A 23,050-nucleotide genomic window follows, 5' to 3' on the forward strand; every position below is an offset into this window, starting at 1 on the left:
TCAATATTGCTGGCGGTAGAATGCGTGGATGCCGATGGAGGCGGTCCGCGGATAGATGCGCGACCAGTTCGGGCTGACCCAATCGGCGTGATAGTGGGTGGCCCCCGCCGTCAGATCGCGCGGGCCGCCATCCATCATGATCCGCGCGATATGGCCCAGGCGGTGCCACGCGCCGGTATCTGCAATCTCCTCCGGACGGCCATCGCAGGTATAGGTAAACTGGCAAGCGAATTGCCGACCCGTCCCCTGGTTGATGACCCCGCAGATCGTGTCGGGGTAATTGGCATGGTCGACGCGGTTCAGGATCACCTCCGCCACCGCATATTGCCCCTCGATCGGTTCGCCGCGCGCCTCGAAGTAAAGCGCCTCGGTCAGGCAGCGCCACTGGGCATTGCCGCGCGGCGGGTTTAGGGCGTCCAACGCCGCGCCCGAAAGGATGCGGGGGTCGTCGGCGTTTCGGGCCGCGGGCGCGAAAGGCGACGCGATGCGCCGGATGCGCCGCTCGCTCAACCCCGAAAGCGACGCGGCCTCCATCCCCATCAACTGATCCAGCACGCCCGACAGGCCCGAGGCCGATGCCGACGTGCTGAGCGTCACATCCAGTTCCGAAATGTTCTGTGCCGATGCGCCTGCCCCGGCGCACAAAGCAATTAGGCCCGCGCCAAGCGCGGCCCAGAGGCGGTCCATCATCTGCGTCACCCTTCCAGGGATTATGGCCGAACCCATTCTGCTCGTGGATTCTGGCCCCTTGTTGTTGGCGGCGGTGTTAACGCAGTTCGTGAAATCGGCAAAATCTGCCCTTAATCTTGCGGAAAGTGGTTAACACCCAACAAGATTTTGCGACGGATACCGTTAAAGTGATGGATCAGCGTCCTCGGGCAACGCTTTGTCTTTGATGGATATTTGCGCAGCGGCCAGTTTGGCGACCGGCACCCGGAACGGCGAGACGGAGACGTAGTTGAAGCCCGCCTTGCGGCAAAACGCGATGGCATCGGGATGCCCGCCATGCTCCCCGCAGAGCGCGAGTGTCAGGTCCGGGCGCACCGCGCGGCCGCGTTCGGCCCCAAGAAGCAGCAATTCCCCCACCCCGTCTATATCCATTTCCCGGAACGGGTCCTCTGCGAAGACACCCTGTTGCACATAAGCCGACATGAAGCGCCCGGCATCGTCGCGGCTGAGCCCGTAGGTCATCTGGGTCAAGTCGTTGGTTCCAAAGGACAAAAACGCAGAGCTTTCAGCGATTTCCCCGGCCCGCAGGGCGGCGCGTGGCGTCTCCACCATCACGCCGAGGCGGTAGGTGAAGTCCTGCCCGGACTTGGCCGCGACCTCCGCCGCGATGGCGTCGACGCGCGCCTTGACCAGCTCCACCTCCTTCTTGGCGGAGACGAGGGGGATCATGATCTCGGGCTCGATCGGGGCGCCCTTCTTGGTCACCTTGATCGTCGCCTCGAAGATCGCGCGGGCCTGCATTTCGTAGATCTCGGGGATCGTCACGCCAAGCCGAACCCCGCGCAGACCCAGCATGGGGTTGTATTCCTGAAGGCTCTCGACCCGCGAGGCCACGCGACTGACCGGCAGATCCAGTGCATCGGCCAGCGCGCGAATACCTTCGCGGTCGGTGGGCAGGAATTCGTGCAAGGGCGGATCAAACAGGCGGATGGTGACCGTCTGACCCTTCATCAGCTTGAATAACTCAATGAAATCAGCGCGCTGCATGGGCAGCAGGCGATCCAGGGCGGCCTGCCGATCCGGCGCGTTCTCGGCAAAGATCATCTCTCGCATCACCGTCATGCGGTTCGCGTCAAAGAACATATGCTCCGTCCGGCACAGGCCGATGCCATCCACGCCAAAGCGCTGCGCCATGGCGGCATCCTCGGGCGTGTCGGCATTGGCGCGGATGCCGATATCGCGCGCCTCGTCGGACCAATCCATCAAGGTGGCAAAGGCACCGCCAAGCGCCGGTTCCACCATCTCGGTGCGGCCGGCCAGAACTTCCCCCAACGTGCCGTCGATGGTGATGACATCGCCTTCGTGGAACACCTTGCGGCCCGGCACGGTCAGGGTTTTCTTGCGCATATCCAGTTGCAGGCGGGTCGCCCCGGCCACGCAGGGCAGACCGAGGCCGCGCGCGATGACGGCGGCGTGGGAGGTCGCCCCACCGCGTTCGGTCAGGATCGCCTGGGCCGCGTGCATTCCGCGAATATCCTCGGGGCTGGTTTCGCGGCGCACGAGGATGCACGGCTCCCCCTGGGCGGCCATGGCCTGGGCGGTGGCGGCGGTGAAGGCGATGCGCCCCGATGCGGCACCGGGGGCCGCGGGCACGCCGGAGGTCAGCACGTCACGTTCCGCATCGGCGCTGATCTGGCGGTGCAGAAGGCCGTTGAGCGTGAAGGGCGGGATGCGTGTCAGCGCCTCTTCGCGGGGGATCACCTTGTCCTCGGCCAGCGCCACGGCAATCGCGACTTCCGCCCGGGCAGAGCGGGGCGCGCGTACAGCGTCGAGAATGAATAACTCACCGTCCATCAAGGTAAATTCCGTCTGCATCTCCTCCCGCAGGCGGGTGCGCATGAGGGCCGCGGCGTCGCGCAGGGCCTGCACGACCTCGGGCGCGGCATCCTCCAGGGCGGGGCCGCGATCGTCCGTCTCGATGTATTGCGCCGCCCCTTCGGTCAGCGCCTGCCGTCCCTGGCCGCGCGGCAGGTACCGGCCCGTGACCTGCGCCTCCCCGGTTTCGGAGGAGACGAATTGAACCACGCCCGCGCCGGACACCCCGCGGGCCGGACCAAGCGCCATTTTCTGCACCACGAGGCCGAGGCCCGCGTCGGCAGGCGCGCCCTGGGCCTGGCGGAGAAGGCGTGCCGTCGTCCCCTCCCACGCGCGGGCCATGGCGCGCAGAACTTCGGCCAGTTGCGTCGCGCTGTCCTGGGGAAACGGCTCATCCATCTCGGATTCGTAGGCGTCCTTGGCCAGGCGGGGTGTGATCGGCCCCTCGAAAGCGTCCGCGTCGAGGCGATGCACCTCCACGGCGTAGGTCCGGATGAAGGCGGTGTAGGCGGCGTTGGCCACGTCCGGCCCGTGGGTTTCGGACAGATGTTCGGCCACGTTGTCCGACATGCCGATATTCAGGATCGTCCCCGGCCCGCCCCAATCCGGCGTTTCCGAGGAGGACCGGACGGACAGAAGCGTGTTTTCCCCGAAAAGACCGACCAGAGCCTCCAGATCCGGCATCCGGCCATCGGCAATCGCGCGCACCGTATCGAAGCTGAGCGCGGCGGTCTGCGGCACGGGCAGATCGAGGCGGATCAACCGTTGCAGGCATTTCGCACGGTTGCCATGCCGCGTCTTGCGGACATCGGCATTGGCCGTGATCTCGGTGAAATCGGGCGTGGTGAGCATCGGCTCGCCTCCGGTTGGAACGTGGGCACACGATACATCCCAATGGCGATGTGTCTACATGTGCAGACGGCGTGCCTGTCCAAACGGGTGATTTTCGCCGCAACTGCAAAGAAAAGTGATCGCTGCAGCGCGGCGAGAATGGTTAACGACGCTAATTGTCGATTCGCGACAGGTCCGCGACGGACCCGCAGGTCTGGGTGATGTCGTGGAGCAGGTTGAGGCGATTGCGCCGCAGGATATCGCTGTCGGCGTTGACCTGAACGGCCTCGAAAAACGCGTCGATGGGCGCGCGCAGCTTAGCCATTTCGGACATGGCAGAGGTGAAATCCTCCGCCTCCAGCGCCGGTTGGATGGCGGCATTGGCATTGTCGAGCGCGGCGAAGAGCGCCTGTTCCTCGGGCGTCTCAGCGAATTTTACGTCCGCGCCGTAGCGGTATTCGACGCCGTCCTTCGCTTCGGCCTGGGAGAGGATATTGGCGGAGCGCTTGTAGCCTTGGATCAGGTTCTCGCCATCGGGCGTGTCGAGGAAGGCCTGGAGCGCGCGGGCGCGTTTGACCAAGAGGTCCAGTACGTCATCGCTGGCTCCGCCCAGGCAAGCATCGATCACATCGTGCCGAACGCCCTCAGCACGCAAGAGAACCTTCAGGCGATCGTGGATGAATGCGATCAGATCACAGGTCAGATCGACCGTTGTTTGATGATCTTTGCCGTGGCCCTTGGAAACAGCGGCAATCGCAACGGACTGGAGTGGGAATTGGTGCCCATTCTCCACGATAAGGCGAATAACCCCCAACGCCGCCCTCCGCAGCGCAAACGGGTCCTTCGACCCCGTCGGCTTTTCGTCAATCGCCCAGAACCCCGTCAGCAGGTCCAGCTTGTCGGCCAGTGCCACCGCGACCGACAAAGGCGCGGTGGGGACGTCGTCGGTGGGTCCCAGGGGCGCGTAATGCTCCTCTGCCACGGCGGCGATGGCGGGGTCGAGGCCCGCTTCCAACGCGTAGTACTTGCCCATAACCCCTTGAAGTTCGGGGAATTCGAAGACCATCTCGGACGACAGATCGGCCTTGGCGATCCGCGCTGCCGTCTCGGCCGCTATGGGGTCCGCGCCGACCATGGGGGCGATCTCGCGGGCGAGGGCGGCGATGCGGTCCACCCGCTCGGCCTGGCTGCCCAAGCGCCGCTCGAAGGTCACGCTTTTCAGCGCCTCCTGCCAGTCGCCCATACCAGCGCGCGCAATGCGCAGATCGTTGTCCCAGAAGAACTTCGCATCCGCCAGACGGGCGGACAGCACCTTGGCGTTGCCCGCGATGATCGTGGCGCCCTGATCGGCGGTCTCCCGATTGGCGACGGTGATGAAGCGTTCGATCCGGCCCGTGGCGGGGTTGCGGACGGAAAAGAACTTCTGGTGCTCCCGCATGGAGGTTTGCAAGACTTCCGCAGGCAGGCCCAGAAAATCCTCCCCGATCTCCCCCATCAGGACGACGGGCCATTCGACCAGCCCCGCGACCTCGGCCAGAAGTCCTTTGTCTTCAACGACTTCGAGCCCTGCGGCGAAGGCCATGTTGGTGGCGTCGTGCCAGATCGCCTCGGCACGCGCCTCAGCTGACAAGACGACCTTCGCGGCGCGCAGCTTGGCCTCGTAATCCTCGAACGACGACACGGCGAAGCGGCCCGGGGCCATGAAGCGATGCCCCTCGGTCGTGTTGCCGGACGCGATGCCGTCCACATCGAAGGGGACAACCTCGGCCCCGTCCTCACGGGTCAAGATGCACAGGATGGAGTGGAGCGGACGCACCCAACGCAAGCTGCCCGCGCCCCAGCGCATTGATTTGGGCCAAGGGAAATTGCGGATCACGCCGGGGATGAGATCGGCAATGATGTCGGCAGCGGGGCGGCCTTCGGTCGTCACCTTGGCGTAGTAAAACGTGCCTTTCTTGTCCTCCCGCTCCTCCAGATCCTCACGCGCCACCCCTGCCCCACGCAGGAACCCGTCCAACGCCTTGTCTGGCGCGCCAACCTTGGGGCCGCGACGCTCCTCCGTCGTGGTGGGGGAGGCCTCGTTCAGGCCTTCGACGGTCAGGGTAAGGCGGCGGGGCGTGGCGAAGGCCCCGGCGGAGGCGTAGGTCAGTCCGGCTTCCACCAACCCATCGGTGACAAGCCGCTTGAGGTCGTCGGCGGCCTTTCCCTGCATCCGGGCGGGGATTTCTTCGGAGAACAGCTCAAGAAGAAGGTCGGGCATCGGCTCAGATCCAGTCGAGGTTTACGCGTGTGGGGGGATAGGCCGCACTGAGGGTGCCGCGCAAGGCGGCAAATCGGGGGCGGAGTGCGGGAAATTTCTTTTCGTGGGTCTCGGCCACGGTCAGGCGGATGTGATCGAACAGCGATCGGGCGTGGAGATGTTCCAGTAGGTCCAGCTCCGCCCCCTCGATATCGAGCTTGAGAAAGGCGATCTGGCCGTGGGTGTCGATCAGGTCATCCAGGATGTCCGGCAGGGAGAGGACGGGAACGTCGATGCCTGTCTCCTCGTCGATGTTGAACCCGCCGGGGATCAGCGTGCTCTTGACCGATGCGTTGCCGGGATTGTCGTCGAAATTCGCCGCCCGCATCAGGCGCGCCGTTCCGGCGGTCACACCAACGGCGGCGTGGTGCAGCGTGACATTCGGGTGATCCCCCAAGCGGTCGGTCAGGCGGGCGAAAGCGTAAGGGTCGGGTTCAAAGCAAAGGACAGTGGCCCCGGTCCTGGCCAGCGGCTCGGCCACCGCACCCACATTGGCCCCGCAATCCAGCACGATGTCGCCGGGGCGCAGCAGGGCCAGGATGCCGTCCATCACGCCACGCGCGTATTGTTTCTTGAGGCGGCGCCAGTGGCGGCGCTGGAAGGCGGTGTAATCCTGTTGCAGCGCGTCGAATTCGGCCTGATTGACCATCTATTCCAGCGTCTCATTCAACTGGTGCCACGCAAAACCCCGGCCATCGGGAAAAATCGCCACCACGCGGTCCACGCCGCGTTCGATATTGCGCTGACCAAGGAGGGCGGTGGCATCGCCTGCCTCGATCGCCGCCCCGATGAAGGTGGCATCGAAGCAATCGAACCAGGCGGGCGTGGTGAGCGGTGTGGCATCCTCATACGGCATGGCTTCGGCGATCAGGGCCGCCACCCGCTCAGGCTCCACCCGGAAACAGGCCCGGAACCGCAGGGGGGAGCTGTCGGCGTCGATCCCCTCCGCCCCCGCGATTTCCAGGGCTGTCAGGGTGCCATCGGGGCGTTGCAGCTCGATCGTCACCTCATCGAGCGGGACGTAATAGGCGCGCGTGTTGGCGTACCACATGCCGATCCCGAAGAGGATCGTGACCACGAGGATCACCAGAACCGTGGCGCGCCCGGAGGTCATGCGGCATCCGCCCCGCCGGCCCCTGTCTGCACGAAGGCATCGGCGCACATCTTGGTGAGCGCCCGGACCCGCCCGATATAGGCCTGCCGTTCGGTGACGGAGATCACGCCGCGCGCATCCAGAAGGTTGAACAGGTGCGAGGCCTTGATCGCCTGGTCATAGGCCGGATGCACCATGATGATGTGCTTGCCGGTCTTGGGGTCGATCGCGGGTCGGTCCAGCAATTGCTTGCACTCCGCCTCCGCATCTTCGAAATGCCTGAGGAGGGTTTCGGTGGTTGCAGCATCGAAGTTGTGGCGGGAATATTCCTCCTCCGTCTGGCGGAAGACATCGCCGTAACTGAGCGCGATGGGCGCGTCGGGGTCGTTGTAGGGCATGTCCATGACATGGTCGATTTCGAGCACGTACATGGCCAGCCGTTCGAGGCCATAGGTCAGCTCCCCCGAGACCGGGTGGCAATCATGGCCGCCAACCTGCTGGAAGTAGGTGAATTGGCTGACTTCCATGCCGTCGCACCAGACCTCCCACCCCAGTCCCCAGGCGCCGAGGGTGGGGCTTTCCCAATCATCCTCTACGAAGCGGATATCGTGGATGTCGGTGTCGATGCCGATGGCCCTCAGGGAGCCGAGATAGAGGTCCTGAAGGTCCGGCGGGGAGGGTTTGATGATGACCTGGTATTGGTAGTAGTGCTGCAAGCGGTTCGGGTTCTCGCCGTAGCGCCCGTCGGTTGGGCGGCGCGAGGGCTGCACGTAGGCCGCGGCCCACGGGTTGGAGCCGAGGGAGCGCAGGGTCGTGGCCGGGTGAAACGTGCCCGCGCCGACCTCCATATCGTAGGGTTGCATCACCGCGCAGCCCTTTTCGGCCCAGTAGGCCTGAAGACGCAGGATAATCTCCTGGAAGGAACGGGGTTTGATCAGGTCGGCCATGGCGGGCCCTCCGGGGTCGAGCGCGTTTCGCGCCTGAGTAGACGGGGGCGCGGCAAGGGTCAACGCGGGCGCGCGCCATTGGATTTGGCACATCTGCGCCACGGATGGCGAAAATCGATACGCAAACGGGGTGCAATCGAACGAATCCAAGGGTAAACCCGCCCGTGGAGCGCCGGTTTCCCGCAATTTCGGGCGGTCAAGGCGCAATCGAAGATTAGCGAACGACAGGGTTTTGTGAACATCATGGTGATGCAGTATTTGCGCAGCGCGCTTGCGCTTGCTTTCCTTGCGGTGGCGACACTGGGGATTACGGGAACCGCCGAGGCGCAGGAGCGTGTGTGGGTCCAGATCGAGGCGCATCCGAACCTCGCCACCGCCGAGGCCCGCGTGCGCGCCTATTCGCAACTGGTGCAAAACGTGAACGGCTTCCGCGCGACGACGGGTCTTTATGCTGTGGCCCTTGGTCCCTACGACCCGGCGACCGGTCAACAGGTGCTGCGCGAGCTTCTGGGTCAGGGCCTGATCCCGCGCGACAGTTTCCTTGAGGACGGCGACCTTTACGCCACGCAATTCTTCCCCGTCGGCACCAACACGCTGCAAGGCGGCGGCGTGGCCGAGGTCGATGAAACGGCATCGGAAACCGCAACGGAAGTGGCGGAGGAAGCACCGCAGCTCGTGGAAATCCCCGACGAGACGGTGCAGCAGGCCCGCCAGTCTGAAGCGCAGCTGACGCGCGAGGAACGCGACGCGCTGCAAATCGCGCTGCAATGGTTCGGGTTCTATACCGGCGGCATCGACGGCGCGTTCGGCCCCGGCACGCGCGGGTCCATGCAGGCCTACCAGGAAAGCCGCGGGATGGAGCCCACGGGCATCCTGACCACGCGCCAGCGCGCGCAATTGCTGAGCGAGTATCAGGGCGAATTGGCCGCGTTGGGGATGCAGAACGTGCTGGACCAGCGGGCGGGCATCCAGATCGACCTGCCGATGGCGATGGTCGAATTCGGGTCCTACAACTTCCCCTTCGCGCAATATGAAGAGCGCAACGACAGCGGTGTGCGGGTGATGCTGATCAGCCAGCCCGGCGATCGCGCGACACTCTTCGGTCTGTACGAGATCATGCAGACGCTCGACATCGTGCCCTTGGAAGGCGCCCGCGAGCGCGGGAGTGACAGCTTCGTTCTGACCGGGCAATCGGCCAGCCTGCGTTCCCACACCGAGGCGCGCCTCGTGGGTGGGGCCGTGAAGGGATTCACCTTGATCTGGGAGCCGTCGGCGGATGAGCAGATGGCCCGCGTGCTGCCGATGATGCAGGCAAGCTTCGCGGCCGTGGACGGAACGCTCGATCCGGCCGCCGTGCCGGAGGGGCTGGACGAGTCGGTCGACATGGTGTCGGGGCTGACCGTGCGCCGTCCCGATCTGGTCCGCACAGGCTTCTTCCTCGATGGGCAGGGTACGGTTCTGACCACGACGGAAGTGGTGGGTCAGTGCGAACAGATCCTGATCGACAATGCCTATGAGGCGGAGGTCGCGTTCCGCGATGACGCGCTTGGCGTGGCCGTCCTGCGCCCGTCCCAGGCGCTTGCTCCGCTTGGCTTTGCCCGCCTCTCCGCCAATCCCGGTCGCCTGCGCTCCGACATCGCAGTTGCCGGGTATCCGTTCGGCGGAGCCCTTTCCGCGGCATCGACCACCTTCGGCAGCCTCGCGGATCTGCGCGGAGTGAACGGCGAGGAAAGCGTGCAGCGCCTGGATGTGGCCACGGCCGAGACCGAGGCCGGCGGCCCGGTCATGGACCTGACGGGCAATGTGATCGGCATGGTTCTGCCCGGCACGGTCGAGGGGCGGCAATTGCCGAACGAAGTGACACTGGCACTGCGCGCGGACCAATTGATCGCGATCCTTGAAGGTGCGGGCGTTGTCGTCACCCAGGCGGAGCCTGCGGGCGCATTGAATCGCGAGAACCTGAGCCGGGAAGCCGCCGACATGACGGTTCGGATCAGCTGCTGGAACTAAACCCCGTTCAGGGGACGCTAGGAAAAGGCCGGGCAGCGACTCCCGGCCTTTTCGCGGTTTCAGGGGACCCGATCCGGGGACGGACCGACGACGAGGACAAGCGATCGCCGATCGGGATCAGGCCCGGCAGGAAGGTATTGGGACAGGATTTCGGCGGTGGGACGGAGCGGCCAAGCACCCCTTCCCCCACCCGGGCGTGCGACCCGCCTCCCTGACCGGGTCGCCGACCGTTTGCGGATCACATTGCGGGCAGAAGAACGGCGTCGATCACGTGGATCACGCCGTTCGATTGGTCCACATCGGCCACCGTGACGGTCGCGACGCGGCCCTGTTCATCGGTCAGGGTGATCATCTCGCCATCCATTTCAGCCGTCAGGGTGCAGCCGCCCAGGGTCTCCACCGGATGCGCACCGCCGTCGTCGGCGATCATGCCACCGATGGCGTCCGAAAACGCCTCTGCGCCGACAACATGGCAGGTCAGGATCGTGGTCAGTTGGTCGAGGTTTTCCTCCATCAGGAGCGTATCGACGGTGCCATCGGGCAGGGCCGCGAACGCCTCATCGGTGGGCGCGAAGACGGTGAACGGACCCTCGCCGGACAGGGTCTCCACAAGACCGGCAGCCGACACGGCGGCGACGAGCGTGGTGTGGATCGGGGAGTTCATCGCATTCTCGACGATGTTAAGCTCTGCCAGCATATCCGCGCCGCCGACCTGCGGGTTGGCGTGGCCATCGGCAAAGGCAGCCCCGGCCAGAAGCGTGGCGGCGGCAAGGGTCGTGGTGAAACGTGTGGTCGTCATGTGATGACATCCTCTTGGTTGATGAACCGGGTCTGACCCGGAGACAAGAGAAGCCACGGCGGCGACGCGCCCAGGGTTTCAACAAATTCGGATTTTCTTGCGCGTTCTTGGCCAAAGCCGTGAAACAGCGGGGCGTTTGCGAGCTACAGTGACACCACGCCGCCCGCGGCCAGAACCGCGCCCGTGGGTGCGCCGGTGGGGGAGCCGCCGGGCGGCTCGTCACTGACGGCGATGACCAGATCGGCGATCAGCGGGCGCAACGCTTCGGGCAGGACCAGATCCGCACGTCCGTCGGGCCCCAGAAGGCCGAGGGAGACCGGCGCATTGTCCCCGAGAATGGCCCAGACTTCCTGCGCCCGACCCTCCGCCGCGATGCCGTCCACGCGGTTGATGGTCAAGGTGGTGAGGTCCGGCCCCACGAGGGCAAGGAAGCTCTGCTCACTGTCGGCGGGCAGGAGTTGGACGGCGAAGCGGTCCGGCTGGGTCGGTGCAGTGGGGACCAGAAGCAGCAGCGCGAGCACGGCGGACGCCGCGATACCGGCCAGGCCAAGGCCGCGCCAGAAGGCGATCCGGTGCCACAACCCGCCGGGCTGCGCGCCCTGGCCCGTCGCCCCGAAAAGTGCGGCGTCAATCCGTGCCTTGGCGCGGACGGGGGGCGGAACCGGCGTCACTTCAGTCTCGGCCATGGCGGCGAAATGCGCCTCCCAGGCCGTGACCTCGGCACGCAGGGCGGGGTCTGCCGCCAACCGGGTCTCGAACGCGGCGCGCGCCTCGGGCTCCAGCAGGCCAAGCGCGTATTCCGCCGCCTCCGCATCCCGGTCCGGGTCGATATCCGCGCCGCCGCTCATCGCGCCAAACACTCCTTGAGACTGATCAGGCTGCGCCGCAGCCAGGTTTTCATTGTATTGAGCGGCACTGAATGACGCTCCGCCAGATCCTGGTAGGACTGGCCGTCAAGGTAGACACCGCGCACCGCATCGGCGCGGTCGGGCGCCAGCTCCTCCAGGCAGGCCACGATCCGGCGCGCCTCATCCCCCGCGACCGCCGATTGCTCCGGCGTCGGGCCGGGGGCCGCGAGGTCGTAGATCCTGTCCACATCCTGTGTCACCGGCCCGCGGGCACGCAATCGGTCAATGGCGCTGTTGCGCGCAATGGTGATCAGCCATGACATCGGGCTGTGCCCCGTCACGGCATATCGGTCCGCCTTGTTCCAGATCTTCACATAGACCTCTTGCAACACCTCTTCCGCCGCCGCCCTGTCCTTCAGAACACGGCAAATCACCCCGAATAGTTTCGCCGAGGTCGCGGCATAGAGTGCGGAAAACGCGGCCCGGTCGCGCACCTGCACGCGGGCCATCAGGTCTTCAAGCTCTGCCAAGGGGTCCATCGTGGCACAAGATCATGGGCGACGGCCGGTTTCCAGTCACATTTCCGCCGGTCGCCAAGCCCCCTTTCCCTTGCAGCGCACCGAGATATGTTGCATCCCGACGCGACGCGAATTTCCGACGAATTTGAGGGCACCATGGCCGACGGCAGCTTGAACCACGACGCAAAGCCAACCGAGGAATTTTCGGTCCGTGATGTCTTCGGCATCGACACGGACATGAAGATCAAGGGCTTTGCCGAGCCGACCGACCGCGTGCCCGAGATTGACCCGACCTACAAATTCGACCCCGACACGACCCTCGCGATCCTGGCGGGCTTCGGCCATAACCGCCGTGTGATGGTGCAGGGTTATCACGGCACCGGCAAGTCGACCCATATCGAACAGGTCGGTGCACGGCTGAACTGGCCGACGGTGCGCGTGAACCTCGACAGCCATATCTCCCGGATCGACCTGATCGGCAAGGACGCGATCAAGCTGCGCGACGGCAAACAGGTCACGGAATTCCACGAAGGTATCCTGCCCTGGGCGCTGCGCAACCCCGTGGCCATCGTCTTCGACGAATACGATGCGGGCCGCGCGGATGTGATGTTCGTGATCCAGCGCGTGCTGGAACATGACGGCAAGCTGACCCTGATGGATCAAAACGAGATCATCACCCCGAACCCGAATTTCCGCCTGTTCGCCACCGCCAACACTGTTGGTCTGGGGGATACGACCGGCCTTTACCACGGCACCCAGCAGATCAACCAGGCGCAGATGGACCGGTGGAGCCTTGTGGCGACGCTGAACTACCTGTCCCACGATGCCGAGGTGAACATCGTTCTAGCCAAGAACCCGCATTACAATACCGAAGGCGGCCGCAGGACGATGAACCAGATGGTCACCGTGGCCGACCTGACCCGGACTGCCTTCATGAACGGCGAGCTGTCGACCGTCATGTCGCCACGGACCGTCATCAACTGGGCGCAGAACGCGGAAATCTTCCGCGACGTCGGCTATGCGTTCCGGGTGTCGTTCCTCAACAAATGCGACGAGTTGGAGCGGCAGACCGTGGCAGAATTCTACCAGCGCTGCTTTGACGAGGAATTGCCCGAAAGTGCCGCCTCGATGAGCCTTGGCTGAGGGCAGCACACCGCCGCCCCTTCCGGGGGAGCGGACGCCAGCGGGCAAAGCGCCGCGCGGGCGGGTGGGCCTTTGGCCGCTGGCCGCTTTGGTCGTGATCGGGGGGCTGGCCGGCCTGCCCCTCCTGACCGCCGATTTCCAAGTCGATCCGGCCTATGCGCTTGGCTATGTGGTGGGGACGATCGCGACCGCGATGCTGTTCGGGCTGCTGGGGTTGCTGGTCCGGCGGCGACCGGGCCTGTGGTTCTTCATCATCTCCGTTGGCGTCTATCTTCTATCGCAGCTCGGGCAATACACGGCATCGCTGGTATGATCGGACGGGGGAAAAGCGCGCGCTTGCTTGCCGTCACCGTTTTCCTTTGCCTGCCTGCCACGACGACCTTTGCACAACCCTATGAGCGCCCCGCCGAAAGCCTGGAAGAATTGCGCATCGACATCGCCTGGTACGGGGCGGCGTGTTTGCTTCGCGGAGAGGTGGAGGAGACGATGGACGGCCCCGTCACACGCGAAAGCCTCGCGGAGGAGACGGGCGTCGACCTGGACCTGATCACCGGATGGATCGAGGCACGCGCGCCGGAAAACAGCATTGCCGTGGACGTTCTTTTGCGTGGGGGAGAGCCGCTTCGCGATCCGCCTGAGCCGTTCCTGACGATCCTGCGCCAGAGGCAAGCGGATTGTCAGAACCTGATCCGCAGCCGGCGCGTTCTGGAGGCGGCGATCGACCGGGGCGCTCTGCCGGAGCGCTCGGCCTCTTCTGCGCCGACGCCCTTGCGCGCGGAACTCGACCCCCACCCGTTCGACGCAGAGCGCAGGCAGCGTTTGGAGCGCGCCATCCTTTCCGTGGAAGACGTTTTGGCGGCCGGTGATTACGCCGATGATATCGAGGCGCTTTTGCGCGCAATCGCGGGGCGACCCGACCTGATGCTCGGCGATCTTCGCGGCATAGACGACCCCGATGGGGCAAGGCGGATCGCAACCGGTCTGCTTCTGCCCAATCCGCAACACGTGACGGACCTCTCGGTCGCAGAGGTGCAGGACGTGATTACCAGGCTGGAGGCCGCGCCCCAGGGACCCTTCGCCGCCTATTACGCGGGCCTTGTGATGAGCAACCTGGAGGTTTTGGGACAAGGAACGCCCTATTCCGGGGAGCGGATCGAAGGATCGGACATCTTTGTTTTTCGCAACGAGAACAGCACGTTGACCTGCCGTCCCATCGACGGCAGCGTTGCGATCATCTGTGACCCGGCGGATTGACCGGCCCATGGGGGTGCGTCGGTGCCGTTTTCCCCTCGACTGCCGGGGCTGTCATCTGGCCTAATGGGAACGCCATGAGATATGCCGCCGTCGCCCTGCCCCTTCTTGCGCTCTGCGCCTGTCAGCCAAGCTATTCCCCCGGCCAGACCGTCACCCTTGCGGGCGGAGAGGTCTGCCGCGTCGTGGGGGCGGAGGCCGATGGCACATTGCTGGATTGCCCGATGCGTGGGCAGATCGTGGCCGACATCCGGGCACCGGATCTGAACGCGCAATTGAACCAGGAAATCGCGCCCGGCGTCGCGCTGAGTGATCTTCCCGGGGTGCCGAACATCCCCACGATTCCGCAGACGGCGGCAGAGGCGGAGTGCCGCGCCGGTCAGTACGCCGAGAGCCGCGTCCGCGGGGCCGCGGAAGGGGCGGTGCTGGGGGCCGTGGGCTTGCCCGGCAACACGCTTGGCATCTGGCGCCGCAGCCAGGAGATCGCGCGCCGGATCGAAGGCCGCCCGGCCCCGGAAGCGCCCCCCGATCCCTGCGCCGGGCTGTAGCGCGCCGGAGCCGCACATTGACCCGCCCCGCGGCCCGGTCCATCGTCGCGCCATGACGCATCCCACGCCCGACCCGACGCCAGACGCAATCGCCGCCGCCGCCCCCCTGATCGCGCCGCATATCCGCGCCACGCCGATCCTGTCCTTGCCAAAGGACACGATGGGGGCCGCGCCCGTCACGCTGAAACTGGAACACACGCAAGTCACTGGCTCCTTCAAAGTGCGCGGCGCGTTCTTCAACATGCTGACCCGCGAAGTTCCCGATGTGGGCGTCGTCGCGGCATCGGGCGGGAACCATGGCGCGGCAGTTGCCCATGCGGCCAGCACGTTGGGCCATGCCAGCCGCATCTTCGTGCCCAGGCTGATCGCCAAGGACGAAAAGCTGCGCCGGATGCGGGATTTCGGTGCGGAGGTGGTGCTGACCGATGGCTCCGTCGCCGATTGCATGGCCGAATATGCCGCCTTCGCCGAGAAAACCGGCGCCTTGTCCGTGCATCCCTACGACACGATCCCGACGCTGACGGGCCAAGGCACCCTGGCGCGCGAGATCGAGGCGCAGATGGACGGCGTAGATACGATCATCGTGTCCACTGGCGGCGGCGGGCTGATCGGCGGCGTCGCGGCCTGGTGCCGGGATCGGATCAAGGTCGTCTCGGTGGAGACGGAGACGACAAACACGCTCGAACGCTCCCTGCGCGAGGGGCCGGAGATCGACGCAAGCCCAAGCGGAATCGCCGCGGGATCGCTCGGCGGGCCACGGCTGGGTGTGCAATCCTACGAGGTGATCCGTCATTTCGTGGATGAAGCGATTCTCGTGGACGATGACGCCACCTTCGCCGCGGCCCGGATGTTGTGGGAGACAACGCGCCTGATCGGGGAGCCGGGCGCCGCCGTGGCCATGGCCGCCCTGACGTCTGGCGCCTATGTGCCCGCGCCGGACGAACGGGTCTGCGTCGTGATTTGCGGCGGCAACGAAGTGCCGGGATGGTTCGCACCATGAGGGGGATCTTCGCCGCGCTCCTCCTGCTGTCCGTGCCCGCAACGGCGCAGACCGAGGCATTGGACGCCGATCTTCTACCGGTTTTCGATGCCGTCGATCACGTCGACAACCTGCCGGACCTGCTGAACTGCGCGGGGCTTTACAGGTCGCTGGCCTTCGTTCTGGAGACGGACGAGACGAGCGAACTCGCGCAGGGCTTCCGGGACCGTGAAGGCTACATGGCGGGTGTCGGCGGCATGTTATGGGTCGCCGCCGAAGTCCCGGAGGGCGGCGATACGGAGGGCGTGTTCGACGTGTTGCTGCCGCCTATCGACGCTGCGACGGAAATCTATCTCCTCCACATGGACGCGACAGCCGCGGCCACGGATGCGCCGTTTGACGAGGCGATATTCGGGCGGCTCGATTTCTGCAATGCGATCTTCGAGGCGTTGCAGGAACCCGCGGGCTGACACGATTTTTCAACAATCGTGATTTGGGTGCGCCGGAACCCGGTGCTACCCTTTCCGAGCGAGGGCCGGGCGCATCCATGATCCAGCCCCAGACACGTCTTGAAGGGGAATATCATGCGACACGACCGGCTTCTGGCCGCGGCGTTTGCCGTGGCCGTCTCGACCCCCATGGCGGGGGCCTCTCCACTCAATTGGCCCGATGACGGCGGGCAGGACCTGGCGCTCCATTGCGGGGCGGTCTTGCAGGCTTACGGACATGCCTACGAATTCGCGGCGGACCTTGCGGGGCGCGACGATGCCCTGCCCATTGCGGGACTGCCCGTCCCGTTGATCCTGGAAGCGGGCGGCGACGCGCGTCTGCCCGACATCGCCGCGCGGGCTGAGGGGTTCTTGCCCCACGCCGAAAGCGTGGCACGGACCAGCTTCTATCCGCATCTGGTGGGCGACGGCACGCCATATCTTGCCGATGACGGGCGGGAATTGGTGATGGCCGTTCAGGTCTGCGCGGACCGCTTCGGGTTGGGCTGAAGAACTGGATCGGGGCGGGCCTCTGGAGGAGACTTCGCTTCTTTATTGAAGGGATTGTGCTGATGCTGCTGCGCGCCGTCACGTTCTGTCTGGGCCTCCTCGTCCCATCGCTTTCGGGCCCCGCCCTCGCCCAGGAGCTGAGCGAGGGCGAAGCGTCGGTGTTGCCCCGTGTCATCGACACGTTATGCGTCGACCTCGTGGAAGCGCTGAACGGGTGCGAGACCGCCTTGCTTCTGACATCGGAGGTGGAGCCCGATACCGCCGATCTCATCATCATCTCCGACCGGCGCGCCTTCGATGAGCAACGGGTTCTGGCGGTCGTGCGCGACGTGGCTTTCAACGGGCCGATGTTCGGCATGTCGCCGTCCTTGGAAGGGGCCGCAAACGGCGCGCTTCGCCTGTTGGAAGAACAGATCGGCGTGGGGCGCAGCCCGTGGACACAGGCGCTCACTATCCTCCATGACGGCGATGGCTTCATCGTCGCCGGGCGCAGCTTTTCCACCTATGACCGCGCGATGGGGGGCGGGTTCGGGTGCAACGTCGATTTCCGCACCGGGGAATGGAACATCCTGGCCGACCGGCCCGATCCCGAAACCGATCAGACGATCTACGAGGCCGATGAAAGCGGGCGGATCGCGCCGCAGCACATCGCCCTTGCGGATTGGACATGGACGATGGCCTTGCCGCAACCCTGCACGGACGCGGCTGAGGCGTGGTGGGCCGCCGAACCGCAATAGGCGCGCGCTCCCCTTGCCCTCCCCCGCCGGTCGGTCCACATAGATTGCCATGAGCAAGTTCAATCCGTCAGACAATCCTGCCGATCCGTTCAAGAAGGCGCTGGCCGAAGCGACCCGCGTGATGGCCGACGATCCGGACCTGGCCGTCACCTATACCGTCGATCCGCCGGGTCTGTCGGGCGACAGCGTGCGCCTGCCACAGGTCAGCCGTCGCATGACCCGTGACGAGGTTCTGCTTGCGCGCGGCACCGCAGATGCGCTGGCCCTGCGTCACAAGTACCACGATACCGGCACGGCCGCGCGCTACGCGCCGCAAGGTGCCATGGCCCGCGACCTGATGGACGCGATGGAAACCGCCCGGTGCGAGGCGATGGGCGCGCGCGACATGCCGGGCACGGCGGGCAACATAGACGCCAAGATCGGGCATGAGGCCCGGCGCAAGGGCTATGGCGAAGTGCGCGACCGAGCCGATGTGGCGCTGGCTACGGCGGCGGGCTACCTGATCCGTCATCTGGCAACCGGCCGGGATATGCCGGCTGAGGCGGGCAATGTCATGGAGCTGTGGCGCGGCTTCATCGAAGATCGCTGCGACGGCACGCTGGAAGACTTGCAGAATGTCCTGAACGACCAGACCCGGTTCGCCAAGTTCGCGCGCCAGCTGATCGACGATCTGGGTTACGGCGACCAACTGGGCGACGACCCCGACGATATCGACGATCAGGCCGATGAGGATGCGGGCGAGGATCAGGAAGAGGATCAGCCCGACAGCACCGGCGAGGACGACAACGACGAGGAGGAGGCCGAGGCCTCCCCCGAGCGGTCGCAGGAGGAGCAGCAAGATGCCTCCCAGGCGCAGGTCGAGATGGACGACAACGGCGACATGGAGGAGGCCGAAGAGCAGGAGCTGCCCGACGGCGAAGCCCCCCTTGAGCCGCCGCCCCCCGCCCCGCATTCCGAGGCCGATCCCGACTATGTCGTCTTCTCCACCGAGAATGACGAGGAGATCCTGGCCGAGGACTTGGCTGAGGCGCAGGAACTTGAACGCCTGCGCGCCTATCTCGATCAGCAATTGGAGCCCCTGAAAGGGGCCGTGTCGCGGCTGGCCAACAAGTTGCAGCGCCGCTTGCAGGCGCAGCAGAACCGGTCATGGGAATTCGACCGGGAGGAGGGCATCCTCGACGCCGGACGCCTGGCGCGCGTGGTGGCCAACCCGACCACGCCGCTGAGCTTCAAGGTCGAGCATGACACCGAGTTCCGGGACACGGTCGTGACACTGCTGCTGGACAATTCCGGTTCCATGCGCGGGCGGCCAATCTCCATTGCCGCGATCTGCGCCGATGTTCTGGCGCGCACGCTGGAACGCTGCGGTGTAAAGGTGGAAATCCTGGGCTTCACCACGCGGGCCTGGAAAGGCGGCAAGGCGCGGGAGGAATGGCTGGGACAAGGTCGCCCGCAACAGCCCGGGCGCCTGAACGATCTGCGCCACATCGTCTACAAACCCGCCGACGCGCCGTGGCGACGGGTGCGCGACAATCTGGGCCTGATGATGAAAGAGGGCCTTCTGAAGGAAAACATCGACGGCGAGGCGCTGGAATGGGCGCATCGGCGGATGGTGAACCGGCACGAGGCGCGCAAGATCCTGATGGTGATCTCCGACGGTGCGCCGGTGGACGACAGCACGCTGAGCGTGAACCCGGCCAATTACCTTGAAAAACACCTGCGTGATGTGATCGCAATGGTGGAGAAGCGCCGTGCGGTCGAGCTGTTGGCCATCGGGATCGGCCACGACGTGACCCGTTACTACGAGCGCGCGGTCACGATCACGGATGCGGAGCAGCTTGCCGGTGCGATCACCGAGCAATTGGCGAGCCTGTTCGACACCGACCCAAGGGCACGGGCGCGCGTGATGGGTATGAAACGCGCCAGCTGAGGGATTGCGCCGTGCAGGAGCACGTCGCCGGGCGCGAATTTCCCTGAAGTGAAATTCGCGCATCCGTAGCTTGTGGCGGCGCAGACCATGGGCGTTGTCCGGGCAGTCGGTGTCGGGCAGCCTTCGGCGAAGGTATTTTGAAAGCAAAGATGGCCCGAGGCGCGCCAGGGGACCAGGCAATATGGGGAAGACGATGTTCCAGACATTCACGGCAAGCACACGGCCCGAAGATGGAATAGGGCGGCTGGCGGCATTGCGCGATCACCTGGGTGCCGAAGGTCTGTCCGGCTTCCTCGTGCCGCGCGCGGATGCGCATCAGGGGGAATACGTGGCCCCGTGCGATGCGCGGCTGGCCTGGCTGACGGGGTTCACCGGATCGGCTGGATTCGCGGCGATCCTGCCGGAGGTGGCGGGGGTGTTCGTGGACGGGCGCTACCGCGTGCAGGTCAAGGCGCAGATCGCGGATGTGTTCACCCCGGTGGATTGGCCGGAGGTCAAGCTTGAGGATTGGCTGATCGAAGCGCTGCCTGGCGGTGGCGTGGTCGGATTCGATCCGTGGTTGCATACCGGCGCAGAGGTGGCGCGGCTGGAGGCGGCACTGGGTCCCCACCAGATCACCCTGCGCCCGGTCGACAATGCCGTGGACGCGATCTGGACCGACCGGCCCGGGCGGCCCGACGCGCCCGCCCTGTCCTATCCGGAGGCGCGCGCGGGCCGGTCGAGTGCCGAAAAACGCGCCGATGTGGCGGATTTGTTGCAAAAGGACGGTCAGGCGGCGGCGGTGCTGAGCCTGCCGGATTCGATCAATTGGCTCCTGAACATTCGCGGCGGTGATCTGTCCCATCTGCCAGTCGTGCAGGCCTTCGCAATCATCGGTGCCGACGCGTCGGTGCAAGTCTTCTCCGACCCCGCGAAATTCGCCGATTTAGACCTCGATGACGGGGTAAGTGTACGCAATTGGGCGGAGTTTGCTGCAGCGCTCGCCACCCTATCCGGTCCAGTGCGTGTGGATGCCACGACGGCCCCTGTGGCGGTGTCGCACATCCTGTCAGACGCGGGGATCGAAATCGACAAGGCCCCCGATCCCTGCTTGTTGCCCAAGGCGCGGAAATCGGCGGAAGAGATCGCGGGCACGACGGAAGCGCATCTGCGCGACGGCGTGGCCATGGCGCGCTTCCTGCATTGGTTCGAGGAGGCCGCACCCGGGGGCAATCTGACGGAAATCGACGTGGCCAGGCGATTGGAGGCGTTCCGGGCCGAAACCGGCGCGCTCAAGGATATCTCCTTCGACACGATCGCGGGCGCGGGGCCGAACGGGGCGATCGTGCATTACCGTGTGACGGAGGACACGAATGCGCGCGTCGAGCCGGGGCAATTGTTCCTGATCGACAGCGGCGCGCAATACGAGGACGGGACGACGGATATCACGCGGACCCTGCCCGTGGGCGATGTCGGCGCGGAGGAGCGGGAATGCTTCACCCTTGTGCTCAAGGGCATGATCGCCATCCACCGCGCGCGTTTCCCCCGTGGTGTTGCGGGCGCGCATCTGGATGCGCTGGCGCGCGCGCCCCTGTGGGCCACCGGACGCGACTATGATCACGGCACGGGCCACGGCGTGGGCGTTTATCTCAGCGTGCATGAGGGGCCGCAACGTCTGGCGCGGAGCGGGACCGTGCCACTGGAACCGGGCATGATCCTGTCCAATGAGCCCGGCTATTACCGGGAAGGTGCCTTCGGCATCCGGATCGAGAACCTGGTTCACGTGGTGGAGGCCCCGGAGGGTGCCGATCCGCACCGCGATATGCTGGCTTTCGAGACCCTGACATTCGCGCCCATCGACCGCCGTTTGATTGCGCCCGAAATGCTGGGGCCGGAGGAGCGGGCATGGCTCAACGCCTATCACGGGGAGGTGCGATCCAAGATCGAACCGCGCCTGCGCGCGCAGGGCCACGGGGCGACGGCCGATTGGCTGAACGCCGCGTGTACCGAGATCTGAGCACGGTCCCGCGCGCAAGACATCTGACATCAACCTGACACATCCCTTGTGCACATCAGGGCCAAGGGGATACACAACGCATTCACCGGAAATGGGGGAACAAGCACATGGCCGACCATATCAAGATCCGCAAGGCATCCGGGACCTGGGTGGTTCGCGCAAGCGGTGCGGTTCTGGGCGAAAGTACCAATGCGCTGGAACTGGCCGAAGGGTCCTATCCCCCCGTTATCTATTTCCCCCGCGACGATATCGCCATGTCGTTCCTTGAGCGGACCGACAGCACGACGCGCTGCCCCCACAAGGGCACGGCAACCTATTTCACGGTCTCCGGCCCCGATGGGGACATCGTCGACGCGGCCTGGAGCTACGAGGAGCCGTTCGATCAGGTGTCAGAGATCGCGGGGCATCTGGCATTCTATGCCGACCGTGTCGCGGTGGAGAAGCTCTGATCCGGCGCTTCAACCGCCCATCGCGGGGTGATTGCGCAACAGGTGCGTGAGCCGCCCGCCATTCAGCACGTCCTGTAGCCAGAGATAGGCCTGATTGGCGGCGGCTCCATCCTCCCCCCAATCGCTGCGGAGGGATATGGTGATGGACCCGGCGCCCGCGCTGAATTCCGGATCGCTGGGTGGTTCGTTGAGCGCGAGGATCGGCCAGGCGTCCGACAGGCTTGCGGCCACGGCCTCCACGTCTGTCCGTTCGGGGAGGTGCAGGACCAACGCGGCCCCTTCGCTTTCACGGTTGGCGTAATCGGCCAATGCAAATCCTTCGATCGGTCCACGCTCCGCCCCCGGGATCGGCAGATCCGCCCCGTTGCGCAGCCAGCACCGCACTGAGACGAGCCCGCCGAGATTGCCCACGCGGCGAAGCCCGTTGATTACCGATTGCGCATCGGCGCGGGAGGACAGGCGATCACCGGATGGCGACAGGACAAGATCAAGCGCATCCCAGCCGGTCGCCCAGATCGCGCGGTCGCCCAGGAACGTCATGCGCATGGGCAGCCCGTCCTCTCCGCCGAAGGGGTTGGCGGGATCGACGCGGGCCGGATCGCCGCGCAAGTCCGCCTCCCCCTGCCACATCACGGGCGCGCCGCCGCGTTCCTCCTCGGTGAAGCCGCGCACGAAAAGCGCGCCGCGCAGGCGCATTTCGCTGTCGGGGAAGATGTCCATCGCGCCGATGCGAACATCACCTTGCGCGACCTCCCACGTATTCACCCAATCGCCGGGGTTCAGGCCCACGGCGGCCCGGATGGCCTCGTCCGGGGTGGCGGCAATCACGGCCTGCTGCAAGGGCGGGGCGGAGCGGAGGGCTGCAAACCGGTTGGGCGTGTTCGGGTTCACCCCGGCCTGCGCCCCGCGCACCGCGATCCAGCGCACGGCGTCGCCGTTGCCGAAGCCCGCGATAATGGCCCCCTCCCCGCCGTCCAGCGCGGCAACCGGCACATTCGAGAGGATCGTCTGCAACCGATCGGCGGCCCCTTGGGCCATAGAGGGACCGGCCATCAGGCCCAGGCACACGCTCAGGAGAAGTCCACGAAACATCATGTCTTAACCATGCGCGATGGCGGGCGGCGGGCGCA

22 protein-coding genes are annotated in these 23,050 nt (G+C 65.6%); 12 read left to right on the top strand and 10 right to left on the bottom strand.

Annotated elements, in window-relative coordinates; translation table 11 throughout:
• The 6 genes from KUW62_RS09705 to KUW62_RS09730 form a co-directional block, all read right to left on the bottom strand.
• Entirely contained in the window at positions 1–690 is a 690-nt protein-coding gene (locus KUW62_RS09705; protein WP_224815284.1) for a cell wall hydrolase, read from the bottom strand.
• 162 nt (positions 691–852) lie between these two features.
• Positions 853–3,396 (bottom strand): putative PEP-binding protein, encoded by a 2,544-nt coding sequence (locus tag KUW62_RS09710; RefSeq protein ID WP_224815285.1) that lies wholly within the window; start codon positions 3,394–3,396, stop codon positions 853–855.
• Positions 3,397–3,547: 151 nt separating this feature from the next.
• The gene (gene glyS / locus KUW62_RS09715) at positions 3,548–5,635 is read right to left on the bottom strand and encodes a glycine--tRNA ligase subunit beta (RefSeq protein WP_224815286.1); all 2,088 of its coding nucleotides are present in this window, start codon (positions 5,633–5,635) and stop codon (positions 3,548–3,550) included.
• A gap of 4 nt (positions 5,636–5,639) precedes the next feature.
• Positions 5,640–6,323, bottom strand: a complete 684-nt coding sequence (locus KUW62_RS09720) for an FkbM family methyltransferase (RefSeq protein ID WP_224815287.1) — start codon at positions 6,321–6,323, stop codon at positions 5,640–5,642.
• Complete coding sequence (locus KUW62_RS09725) at positions 6,324–6,788, bottom strand: DUF6446 family protein (protein WP_224815288.1); 465 nt, start codon at positions 6,786–6,788, stop codon at positions 6,324–6,326.
• On the bottom strand, positions 6,785–7,714 hold the full coding sequence (locus KUW62_RS09730; protein ID WP_224815289.1) for a glycine--tRNA ligase subunit alpha: 930 nt from the start codon (positions 7,712–7,714) through the stop codon (positions 6,785–6,787). Before KUW62_RS09730 ends, KUW62_RS09725 begins: the two co-directional genes overlap by 4 nt.
• Before the next feature lie 249 nt (positions 7,715–7,963).
• On the opposite strand from KUW62_RS09730, the gene KUW62_RS09735 reads away from it, so the two are divergent.
• Positions 7,964–9,724: a serine protease gene (locus KUW62_RS09735; protein WP_224815290.1), complete on the top strand. Its 1,761-nt coding sequence runs from the start codon at positions 7,964–7,966 to the stop codon at positions 9,722–9,724.
• Between the two features lie 238 nt (positions 9,725–9,962).
• Here KUW62_RS09735 and KUW62_RS09740 read toward each other — a convergent pair whose 3' ends face one another.
• The 3 genes from KUW62_RS09740 to KUW62_RS09750 all read right to left on the bottom strand — a co-directional run bounded on the left by KUW62_RS09740 (position 9,963) and on the right by KUW62_RS09750 (position 11,910).
• Entirely contained in the window at positions 9,963–10,523 is a 561-nt protein-coding gene (locus KUW62_RS09740) for a fasciclin domain-containing protein (protein ID WP_224815291.1), read from the bottom strand.
• A gap of 143 nt (positions 10,524–10,666) precedes the next feature.
• Positions 10,667–11,371 carry an anti-sigma factor domain-containing protein gene (locus KUW62_RS09745; RefSeq protein ID WP_224815292.1) on the bottom strand — a complete coding sequence of 235 codons (705 nt, stop codon included), beginning with the start codon at positions 11,369–11,371 and terminating at the stop codon, positions 10,667–10,669.
• A complete protein-coding gene (locus KUW62_RS09750; RefSeq protein ID WP_224815293.1) occupies positions 11,368–11,910 on the bottom strand; it encodes a sigma-70 family RNA polymerase sigma factor in 543 nt (180 codons plus the stop codon). Before KUW62_RS09750 ends, KUW62_RS09745 begins: the two co-directional genes overlap by 4 nt.
• A gap of 135 nt (positions 11,911–12,045) precedes the next feature.
• Here KUW62_RS09750 and cobS point away from each other — a divergent pair, with 135 nt between their 5' ends.
• The 11 genes from cobS (at position 12,046) to KUW62_RS09805 (ending at position 21,920) form a co-directional block, all read left to right on the top strand.
• Positions 12,046–13,032 (top strand): cobaltochelatase subunit CobS, encoded by a 987-nt coding sequence (cobS, locus tag KUW62_RS09755; protein ID WP_224817084.1) that lies wholly within the window; start codon positions 12,046–12,048, stop codon positions 13,030–13,032.
• On the top strand, positions 13,025–13,345 hold the full coding sequence (locus KUW62_RS09760; RefSeq protein ID WP_224815294.1) for a hypothetical protein: 321 nt from the start codon (positions 13,025–13,027) through the stop codon (positions 13,343–13,345). Before cobS ends, KUW62_RS09760 begins: the two co-directional genes overlap by 8 nt.
• A 23-nt stretch (positions 13,346–13,368) precedes the next feature.
• Positions 13,369–14,286: a hypothetical protein gene (locus tag KUW62_RS09765; RefSeq protein WP_224815295.1), complete on the top strand. Its 918-nt coding sequence runs from the start codon at positions 13,369–13,371 to the stop codon at positions 14,284–14,286.
• 74 nt (positions 14,287–14,360) lie between these two features.
• On the top strand, positions 14,361–14,831 hold the full coding sequence (locus tag KUW62_RS09770; RefSeq protein ID WP_224815296.1) for a hypothetical protein: 471 nt from the start codon (positions 14,361–14,363) through the stop codon (positions 14,829–14,831).
• A gap of 52 nt (positions 14,832–14,883) precedes the next feature.
• Entirely contained in the window at positions 14,884–15,831 is a 948-nt protein-coding gene (locus KUW62_RS09775) for a threonine/serine dehydratase (protein WP_224815297.1), read from the top strand.
• A complete protein-coding gene (locus tag KUW62_RS09780; protein WP_224815298.1) occupies positions 15,828–16,280 on the top strand; it encodes a hypothetical protein in 453 nt (150 codons plus the stop codon). Before KUW62_RS09775 ends, KUW62_RS09780 begins: the two co-directional genes overlap by 4 nt.
• A 114-nt stretch (positions 16,281–16,394) precedes the next feature.
• Positions 16,395–16,808, top strand: coding sequence for a hypothetical protein (locus KUW62_RS09785; RefSeq protein WP_224815299.1), 414 nt, complete (start codon positions 16,395–16,397; stop codon positions 16,806–16,808).
• Between the two features lie 62 nt (positions 16,809–16,870).
• Positions 16,871–17,545, top strand: a complete 675-nt coding sequence (locus KUW62_RS09790) for a hypothetical protein (protein ID WP_224815300.1) — start codon at positions 16,871–16,873, stop codon at positions 17,543–17,545.
• 49 nt (positions 17,546–17,594) lie between these two features.
• Positions 17,595–19,475 carry a cobaltochelatase subunit CobT gene (cobT, locus tag KUW62_RS09795; RefSeq protein WP_224815301.1) on the top strand — a complete coding sequence of 627 codons (1,881 nt, stop codon included), beginning with the start codon at positions 17,595–17,597 and terminating at the stop codon, positions 19,473–19,475.
• Positions 19,476–19,668: 193 nt separating this feature from the next.
• The gene (locus KUW62_RS09800; protein WP_224815302.1) at positions 19,669–21,471 is read left to right on the top strand and encodes an aminopeptidase P family protein; all 1,803 of its coding nucleotides are present in this window, start codon (positions 19,669–19,671) and stop codon (positions 21,469–21,471) included.
• A 107-nt stretch (positions 21,472–21,578) separates the two neighbouring features.
• Positions 21,579–21,920, top strand: a complete 342-nt coding sequence (locus KUW62_RS09805; RefSeq protein ID WP_224815303.1) for a DUF427 domain-containing protein — start codon at positions 21,579–21,581, stop codon at positions 21,918–21,920.
• 9 nt (positions 21,921–21,929) lie between these two features.
• Here KUW62_RS09805 and KUW62_RS09810 read toward each other — a convergent pair whose 3' ends face one another.
• Positions 21,930–23,015, bottom strand: coding sequence for a hypothetical protein (locus KUW62_RS09810; RefSeq protein ID WP_224815304.1), 1,086 nt, complete (start codon positions 23,013–23,015; stop codon positions 21,930–21,932).
• Positions 23,016–23,050 lie beyond the last annotated feature (35 nt).

Source organism: Hasllibacter sp. MH4015, from assembly GCF_020177575.1.
Taxonomy (GTDB): Bacteria; Pseudomonadota; Alphaproteobacteria; order Rhodobacterales; family Rhodobacteraceae; genus Gymnodinialimonas.

What these genes read in the sequence shown, in the direction of transcription:
- KUW62_RS09740 (WP_224815291.1), bottom strand. Translation starts at nt 10,523, where the DNA reads ATGACGACCACACGTTTCACCACGACCCTTGCCGCCGCCACGCTTCTG.
- cobS (WP_224817084.1), top strand. Translation starts at nt 12,046, where the DNA reads ATGGCCGACGGCAGCTTGAACCACGACGCAAAGCCAACCGAGGAATTT.
- KUW62_RS09780 (WP_224815298.1), top strand. Translation starts at nt 15,828, where the DNA reads ATGAGGGGGATCTTCGCCGCGCTCCTCCTGCTGTCCGTGCCCGCAACG.
- KUW62_RS09770 (WP_224815296.1), top strand. Translation starts at nt 14,361, where the DNA reads ATGAGATATGCCGCCGTCGCCCTGCCCCTTCTTGCGCTCTGCGCCTGT.
- KUW62_RS09800 (WP_224815302.1), top strand. Translation starts at nt 19,669, where the DNA reads ATGTTCCAGACATTCACGGCAAGCACACGGCCCGAAGATGGAATAGGG.
- cobT (WP_224815301.1), top strand. Translation starts at nt 17,595, where the DNA reads ATGAGCAAGTTCAATCCGTCAGACAATCCTGCCGATCCGTTCAAGAAG.
- KUW62_RS09785 (WP_224815299.1), top strand. Translation starts at nt 16,395, where the DNA reads ATGCGACACGACCGGCTTCTGGCCGCGGCGTTTGCCGTGGCCGTCTCG.
- KUW62_RS09750 (WP_224815293.1), bottom strand. Translation starts at nt 11,910, where the DNA reads ATGGACCCCTTGGCAGAGCTTGAAGACCTGATGGCCCGCGTGCAGGTG.
- KUW62_RS09705 (WP_224815284.1), bottom strand. Translation starts at nt 690, where the DNA reads ATGATGGACCGCCTCTGGGCCGCGCTTGGCGCGGGCCTAATTGCTTTG.
- KUW62_RS09735 (WP_224815290.1), top strand. Translation starts at nt 7,964, where the DNA reads ATGCAGTATTTGCGCAGCGCGCTTGCGCTTGCTTTCCTTGCGGTGGCG.
- glyS (WP_224815286.1), bottom strand. Translation starts at nt 5,635, where the DNA reads ATGCCCGACCTTCTTCTTGAGCTGTTCTCCGAAGAAATCCCCGCCCGG.
- KUW62_RS09805 (WP_224815303.1), top strand. Translation starts at nt 21,579, where the DNA reads ATGGCCGACCATATCAAGATCCGCAAGGCATCCGGGACCTGGGTGGTT.
- KUW62_RS09725 (WP_224815288.1), bottom strand. Translation starts at nt 6,788, where the DNA reads ATGACCTCCGGGCGCGCCACGGTTCTGGTGATCCTCGTGGTCACGATC.
- KUW62_RS09710 (WP_224815285.1), bottom strand. Translation starts at nt 3,396, where the DNA reads ATGCTCACCACGCCCGATTTCACCGAGATCACGGCCAATGCCGATGTC.
- KUW62_RS09775 (WP_224815297.1), top strand. Translation starts at nt 14,884, where the DNA reads ATGACGCATCCCACGCCCGACCCGACGCCAGACGCAATCGCCGCCGCC.
- KUW62_RS09810 (WP_224815304.1), bottom strand. Translation starts at nt 23,015, where the DNA reads ATGATGTTTCGTGGACTTCTCCTGAGCGTGTGCCTGGGCCTGATGGCC.
- KUW62_RS09745 (WP_224815292.1), bottom strand. Translation starts at nt 11,371, where the DNA reads ATGAGCGGCGGCGCGGATATCGACCCGGACCGGGATGCGGAGGCGGCG.
- KUW62_RS09790 (WP_224815300.1), top strand. Translation starts at nt 16,871, where the DNA reads ATGCTGCTGCGCGCCGTCACGTTCTGTCTGGGCCTCCTCGTCCCATCG.
- KUW62_RS09730 (WP_224815289.1), bottom strand. Translation starts at nt 7,714, where the DNA reads ATGGCCGACCTGATCAAACCCCGTTCCTTCCAGGAGATTATCCTGCGT.
- KUW62_RS09720 (WP_224815287.1), bottom strand. Translation starts at nt 6,323, where the DNA reads ATGGTCAATCAGGCCGAATTCGACGCGCTGCAACAGGATTACACCGCC.